Here is a 6,220-nt window from a genome sequence, read left to right as displayed (position 1 = left end):
CATTCGCCTGCCGCCCACCGTGATTGGAGCAGTAGATGCCGTCGACCCCGCCGTCCACCGCGCGGCGGGCGTCGTCAGGGTGGCAGATGCCTTTGACGATGAGCGGCAGCTCGGTGAGCGACCGCAGCCACGGCAGATCGTCCCAGGTGAGCGGATTGCCGAAGAGCTGGATCCAGCGCAGGATGGCGGCCTGCGGGTCCTCCTCGGGGGTGCGGTCCAGTCCGGCGCGGAACACCGGATCGGTGAAGTAGTTGGCTAGGCAGTGCCCGCGCAGTTGCGGGAAGTTGCCGGTGGACAGATCACGCGGCCGCCAGCCGGTGACCCAGGTGTCCAGGGTGACCACGATGCCCCGGAAGCCCGCCTGCTCGGCCCGGCGCACCAGGCTGGCGGCCAGTTCGCGGTCGGTGGGCGTGTACAGCTGGAAGAAGCCGGGCGTGGCGCCGAATTCGGCGGCGACCTGCTCCATCGGGTCGACGGTCAGGGTGGAGGCCACCATCGGAACGCCGGTGCGGGCCGCCGCGCGGGCGGTGGCCAGATCGCCGTGCCCGTCCTGCGCGCACAGTCCGATCACGCCGATCGGAGCCAGGAAAACCGGTGCGGGCCAGGTGGATCCGAACAGCTCGACGGACAGGTCGCGCTCCTTGGCCCCCACGAACATGCGCGGCACGAGCCCCCAGTGATCGAAGGCGGAGACATTGGCGTCCTGGGTGCGCTCATCGCCCGCGCCGCCCGCCACATACGACCACACCGAAGGCGGCATGGCCGCGCGCGCCCGATCCCGCAGCTCCGCGAAACTCACCGGCAGCGGCGGCACCACACCGCGCAACCCGTTGAAGTAGATCTCGTTCTGGTAGTCCCCGAACGCCATGGCCGACTGCCCGCCTTTCCGATGCGAACTCTCTCTGTGCTCGACGAGAGTGCAATACTGGGCTCCCACAGCGGTCCACGTGCAGGAAATCCACGCGAGAACGGTAGTGAATGCAGGATCATTGCGAACCGATCGGTGAGGATGAGCTCGCGCTCATCCACGCCCTGCAATTGCGCCCCCGCGCCTCCTGGACCGAGCTCGGCGCGGTCCTGGGCGTCGACCCGGTCACCGCCGCCCGCCGCTGGAGTCGGCTGCGGGCGCGCGGGGCGGCCTGGGTGACGGTGTCCCCCGGACCGCGCCTGCTGGACCGGATCACCGTTGCCTATGTCGAGATCGATTGCGCCGCAGGCGAAGCCGCCACGGTGGCGGCGCGGTTGGCGACGCATCCGCATATGGTGACCATCGAGCGCACGGCCAGCGCCCAGCGGCTGTTCACCACCGTGGCCGCCGCCGATCTGGCCGCCATGTCGCGCTACACGCTGGACATCCTGCCGACGCTGCCCCACATCAGTGCGGTGCACGCCAGCCTGGTCACCCACATGTTCGCCGAGGGCGGCGACTGGCGCATCGACGCCCTGGATCCCGCGCAGCGCACCCGGCTCACCGCACCGCCCGCCCGGTCACCGGCCGATCGCGACCGCTCCCGGCTCACCGAGGTCGATCGCGCCCTGCTGGGCCTGCTGGCCCGCGACGGCCGCACGCCCTACGCCGAACTGGCCGCCGCCCTCGCGGTCAGCACGTCCACGGTCAAACGCCGGGTCGACGACCTCACCGGACTCGGCCTGTTCCGCTTCCGCTGCGATTTCGCCCGCCCGCTCGGCGGCTGGCCGGTCGCGGTCACCTTCCGCGCCACCGTTCCCGCCGCGGACCTCCCCCGTATCGGTCACGCCGTGGTGGCACTCCCCCAAACCCGCAACTGCGCCGCCACCACCGGCACCCACAACCTGCTCGTCCAGGCGGGCCTGCACACCATGAGCGATGTGCTGCGCTTCGAGAACACGCTCACCGCACTGCATCCCGCCATGACCATCGCCGAACGCGTCATCACCCTGCGCCACGACAAACTCCTGGGCCACCTGCTGGACCGCCACGGCCGCACCGAATCCGTGGTGGCGGCCGACATCTGGTCCGAACCCGGTGCCTGAATCGACGGTCAGCGCGGACGCCGGGCGACGACGGCGAAGTTCAATGGAACGCGCGGCGCGCCCGCGGGCAGCGTCCAGCCTTCCGGGCAGGCGACGAGTTCCGGGAAGGCGTGCCAGTCCATGTACGGCAGTTCGCGCAGCGACTCCAGCACGAGCCCGGCGTCCAGCAGGGCCGTGACGATCTCCTGGAGGTCGTGCCGCCACTCGTGGTTGGTCGCGTGCGCGATCCGCCCCGCCGAACCCGGTGTGTAGCTGCCCGAATCGGTGTAGGTCTGTACGCCGCCGCCGGACAGATAGTCCTCGCTGATCTCCCAGGGTTCGAAGCCGAGCGCCCCGAGCAGCGGATGGTCGTCGCGGATGAGGAACACCCCGCCCGGTTCCAGCAGATCGTGGACGGATTGCGCCCACGCGTCGAGCTCCGGCAGCCACACGATGGTTCCGGCGCTGGTCACGATGGTGCTGAAGCGCCGGTCGAGCAGTGCGGAGGCGAATCGCGCGTCGCCCTCCACCCAGGTGATCTCGCGCCCGTCCGCCGCCGCGATGCGGGCGGCGTGGCGCAGCGAGTTCGGCGACAGATCCAGACCGTGGACGTCGACCGCCCCGAGCCGCGCCCAGGAGACGGTATCTGTGCCGATATGGCATTGCAGGTGCAGCAGCGACCGATCCCGGATGCCGGTCTCCGGGAGGTGCGGGGCCAGGACGGACAGATCGTTGCGCACCACCGTCGAGATGCGGGTCGGATCGTTCAGGAAGCCGTCCACGTCGTACATGCCCGAGCGCGCGTGCACGTCGGCGCGGTCGTCCCAGTTCGCCCGATTGTCGGCTATCGCGGTGTCATCGGCTATGGCGGTGTCATCGGCTGCCGCGGCGGCATCATGCATGCCGTCCGGTCTACTACCGCGGGTGGCCGTCGCACCACTGAATTTCGGCGACCTGGGCGCGCACCTCGTCGACGTGTTCGCCGCAGCCGGCCCACGTCGTCTTGCCACACGTCTCGCACGGCACCGGGTAGCACATGGATTCATCTCCTCACGTCGGCCGAGTCGAGCATACCGGCGGCATACCGGCGGTTCGCCGGCCGCACCTCCGGCTACGAGCGCGGATGCCCGGTTCGCGCACTCTGCTACATTCGCCGGGCCGTGGTGTTCGGGAAACCGGTGTGGAACCGGTGCGGCCCTCGCCACTGTGATCGGGAGCGACGAATCGTTCCGGGCGACACGGTCGTCCGGAGCCACTGGGGCCCGGCCCTGGGAAGGTGGATTCGCCGCGCGACACCCGTCAGCCAGGAGACCGGCCACGGCGCTGCAGTACCCGTTCCACGAGGACCTGGAAGGCGGTCGTCTTGACCACGTTTGTTTCCGCGCGCCTGCGGATCGGCGCGTTGCTCGCCGGTGCCGTCGCGCTCGCCGGGTGTGCGCCCGCGGCCGACACCGCTGTCGGCGACGCCGCTGTCACGCGCGTCAACTGCGGTATCGATATCGGCGTCGATGCGCCGCCGCAGCGCATCTATGCCGCCTATCAGCCGTCCATCGAGATCGCGCACGCCCTCGGGGTCACCGACCGCCTGGTCGGGACGGCCTTCCTGGACGCGGCGGTGCTGCCCGAATACCGGGACGCGCAGGCGAGCGTCCCGTACGTCGAGAAGCTGCCGAGCCGGGACGAATTGCTGTCCCAGCAGCCCGATTTCGTGCTCTCCGGCTACAACGGGGTGTTCGCGAAATCCGCCCAGGCCAGCGTCGGCACCCGCGCCAGCCTGCACGAACTCGGGGTGCGCACCTGGGTGCTGAGTCCGCTGTGTCCGAGCGCCGACGGACTGGCGGACGAGGCCATCGACCCCGCGACGGTGCGATTCGACAACGTGTACGCGGATCTGCGCGATCTCGGCGCGCTGTGGGGTGTGCCCGAACGCGCCGAGCGGGTGGCGACCGATCTGCGCGACCGGATCGAGGCGGTGCGCGCGACGGTCGCGGGAGCCGAACGCCCCCGGGTCGCGGTGGTGACGCCCAAGGACGACGGTTCCTATACCGTCGCGGGCGGCATCGACTTCGTCACCCGGATCATCGAGGCCGCAGGCGGGGTGAACGCCTTCGCCGACCTGACCGCCCGCCGCAATGTGCCGATCGGCGCGGAGGAGATCATCGCCCGCGATCCCGACATCATTCTGACCAGTCTGTGCTGCCGGGCCGACTACACGCGCGCCGACGGGCAGGCGCAGGCCGACACCCTCACCGGCAATCCGGCCTTCGCCAATCTGACCGCGGTGCGCGCGGGTGCGGTGCACCCCTTCCTGTTCGCCGATCGGGCGGCGGGGGTGCGGATCGCCCACGCGACCGAACTGGTCGCCGAGTTGATCCACCCCGATCTGTTCGGGCGGTGAGTCGCGGTCTGCGCGGCGTCGGCATGCCGGTGGCCCTCGCCGCGCTCGCCCTGGTCTGCCTCGCCTCGCTGCGGGTCGGGACGCATCCGCTCACCGTCGATCAGGTGGCGGCGGCGTTCACCGACTTCCGGGGCACCGACGCGGATCGGGTGGTGCGCTACATCCGATTGCCCCGCACGGTGGCCGGACTGCTGGCGGGTATCGCGCTCGCCCTGGCCGGGGCCGTCATGCAGGGGCTGACCCGCAATCCGCTCGCCGGACCCGGACTGCTGGGCATCAATTCGGGTGCGTCGCTGGCCATCGTGATCGCCATGGGCGTGCTCGGTCTGAGCGCGCCGGGCGGGGTCGTGTGGTTCGCCTTCCTCGGTGCGGCCGTCGCGGCGGTATTCGTCTATACGCTCGGGTCGCTCGGCTTCGGCGGTGCCACCCCGGTGAAGCTGGCCCTGGCCGGTGCCGCGTGCGCCGCGCTGTGCGGTTCCATCACCACCGCCGTCACGCTGCTGGACCGCACCACCTTCGACAACTTCCGGTTCTGGGTGGTGGGTTCGCTGACCCGCGCGGATCTCGAATCCGTCTGGGCCATAACGCCGTTCATCGCTGTCGGGACCGTGCTCGCGGTGGCGGTGGCGCGCTCGCTCAACGCGCTCGCCATGGGCGAGGATATGGCGCGCACGCTCGGCACGCGGCTGGTCACGGTGCGCGCCGTCGGCGCGGCGGCCGTGGTGCTGCTGGCGGGTGCCGCGGTGGCCATCGCCGGACCCGTCGCGTTCATCGGCCTGGTGATCCCGCACATCGCGCGGGCCCTGGCCGGACAGGACTACCGCTGGATCCTGGCCTGGTGCGCGGTGCTCGGCCCGACGCTGCTGCTGGCGGCGGATGTGCTCGGGCGCGTGGTCGCGCGCCCGCAGGAGATCCAGGTCGGCATCATCACCGCCTTCGCGGGATCGCCGTTCTTCCTCTATCTCGTCCGCAATCGGAAGGTCGCGACACTGTGACGCCCATCCGATCCGCGACACCGACCCGACCCGCGACACCGACTCGATCCGCGGTGCTGCCGCCGGGCACCGTGCTACTGCGCGCCCCCGGCGGACGAGTAGCCCTGCGCGTACATCGCCGTTCGGCCCTGCTCACCGCGCTGTGCACGGCGGCCGCGCTGGCCGTGGCGGCGTGGTCGCTCACCGTCGGCCACTTTCCGCTCACGGTCGGCGATGTGCTGCGGGTGCTCGGCGGCGGCGGCACCCTCATCGAATACGACGTGGTGGTGCGGGATCGGCTGCCCCGCGTGCTCACCGGGCTCTGTGTCGGGGCCGCCTTCGCGGTCTCCGGCGCGATCCTGCAACGCATCGCGACCAACCCGCTGGTCAGCCCGGAGATCATCGGCATCAACACGGGTGCGTCGCTGGGCGCGCTGGTGGTGAGCGTGGTGCTGGGCGGCTCGGGCGCGGTGCTGGTCGGCGGCGCGCTGGCGGGATCGCTGCTCGCCATGGCGCTCATCGTGGCGGTGGCGACCACCAACGGGCTCGACGGCTATCGGCTCGTCCTGGTCGGCATCGGCGTGACGGCCATGCTGTCGGCCGCCATCTCCTTCGTGCTCACCCGGGCGAACATCTACGAGGCGCACACCGCGGCCCGCTGGCTCACGGGCAGCCTCGCCAATCGCGACTGGAGTCATGTCGTGCTCGGGGTCGCCGCGCTGGCGGTGGTGACACCGCCGCTGCTGGTGCTGGCCCGCAGCCTGCGGCTGCTCGAACTCGGCGACGAGTTGGCGGCCACCCTGTCCGGGCGTCGCGGACCGCATCGCACCACCCTGATCGTCCTCGCCGCGGTGGC

General features: G+C 71.0%; 6 protein-coding genes and 1 riboswitch. Of the genes, 4 read left to right on the top strand and 2 right to left on the bottom strand.

Annotated features, from left to right (window positions below):
* Window positions 1-868 (bottom strand): alpha-hydroxy-acid oxidizing protein (locus QK444_RS30970; RefSeq protein WP_282785636.1); only part of this gene is annotated, 868 nt, incomplete at its 3' end.
* A gap of 110 nt (window positions 869-978) precedes the next feature.
* Here QK444_RS30970 and QK444_RS30965 point away from each other — a divergent pair.
* Entirely contained in the window at window positions 979-2,013 is a 1,035-nt protein-coding gene (locus tag QK444_RS30965) for an AsnC family transcriptional regulator (RefSeq protein WP_282785635.1), read from the top strand.
* 8 nt (window positions 2,014-2,021) lie between these two features.
* Here the strand turns inward: QK444_RS30965 and QK444_RS30960 are convergent, their stop codons facing one another.
* Window positions 2,022-2,894, bottom strand: a complete 873-nt coding sequence (locus QK444_RS30960) for a class I SAM-dependent methyltransferase (RefSeq protein ID WP_282785634.1) — start codon at window positions 2,892-2,894, stop codon at window positions 2,022-2,024.
* A 242-nt stretch (window positions 2,895-3,136) separates the two neighbouring features.
* Window positions 3,137-3,327: riboswitch (cobalamin riboswitch) on the top strand.
* A gap of 28 nt (window positions 3,328-3,355) precedes the next feature.
* Between QK444_RS30960 and QK444_RS30955 the strand changes: the two genes are divergently transcribed.
* The 3 genes from QK444_RS30955 to QK444_RS30945 all read left to right on the top strand — a co-directional run.
* Entirely contained in the window at window positions 3,356-4,390 is a 1,035-nt protein-coding gene (locus tag QK444_RS30955) for an ABC transporter substrate-binding protein (RefSeq protein WP_282785633.1), read from the top strand.
* Complete coding sequence (locus QK444_RS30950; RefSeq protein WP_282785632.1) at window positions 4,387-5,385, top strand: iron chelate uptake ABC transporter family permease subunit; 999 nt, start codon at window positions 4,387-4,389, stop codon at window positions 5,383-5,385. The genes QK444_RS30955 and QK444_RS30950 overlap by 4 nt, the downstream gene beginning before the upstream one ends.
* Window positions 5,382-6,220: iron chelate uptake ABC transporter family permease subunit (locus QK444_RS30945; protein ID WP_282785631.1), on the top strand; the 839-nt coding region annotated here is incomplete at its 3' end. The genes QK444_RS30950 and QK444_RS30945, both read left to right, overlap by 4 nt.

This window comes from Nocardia sp. CC201C (assembly GCF_030010695.1).
GTDB classification, from domain to species: domain Bacteria; phylum Actinomycetota; class Actinomycetes; order Mycobacteriales; family Mycobacteriaceae; genus Nocardia; species Nocardia otitidiscaviarum.
The sequence above is the reverse complement of the archived record's forward strand: the minus strand, read 5'-3'. Positions and strand labels throughout refer to the sequence as shown.